This is a genomic window from Rhizobacter sp. P2_H2 (assembly GCF_056403375.1).
This window is the reverse complement of record NZ_JBFUFP010001792.1, coordinates 1-593: the sequence shown is the minus strand read 5'-3', so window position 1 is coordinate 593 and position 593 is coordinate 1. Positions and strand designations below refer to the sequence as shown.

General features: G+C 73.9%; 1 protein-coding gene. It reads right to left on the bottom strand.

What is annotated here, in order from left to right; genetic code table 11:
• Window positions 1-18: 18 nt before the first annotated feature.
• The coding region (locus AC1D15_RS36245; RefSeq protein WP_477829893.1) for a polysaccharide biosynthesis protein at window positions 19-593 on the bottom strand (575 nt) is incomplete at its 5' end.

Genomic DNA, 593 nt, shown 5'->3' with positions numbered 1-593 from the left:
GCCGCTGGCGCCGCCGCGTCAGGCGGCCATCGCGAGCCGGGCCGCCCGGCCGCGCCACGACAAGGCGACGACCCCGGCCAGGCTGATCAGTTCGCCCGCCAGCATGCCGAGCACCGCACCGGCGACGCCGAACCGCAGCATGCCCAGGTAGCTCGCCGCCAGCGACGCCGCGGCGCTCAGCAGCGTCAGCGTGCTCAGTTCGCGGAAGCGCCCCTGCGCCGCGAGCAGGTAGGCCAGCTGGTCGCGCACCACCAGCACCAGGAAGACGCCGCCCCACAGCAGCAGCAGCGCATCGCGCTGCGCGAAATCCTTGCGGAACACCGCCTGGAAGATCCAGTCGCGCAGCCCCCACAGCAGCGCCACGTAGCCGATGGTGACCGCGCCCAGCCCGAGCGCGAACAGCGCCAGCCGGCGCAGCACCAGCGCCTCGCCTTGGCGATGCAGCCAGCCCGAGGCGAGCGGCAGCATCAGCGAGCCGATGCCGGTGGACAGCAGGTTCACCGGCATCAGCAGCAGCCGCGTCGCGGCCATCGCGGCCACCGCGGCCACGTCCAGCGTGCCGGCCACCAGGTAGACGGTGCCCTGGCTGAAGG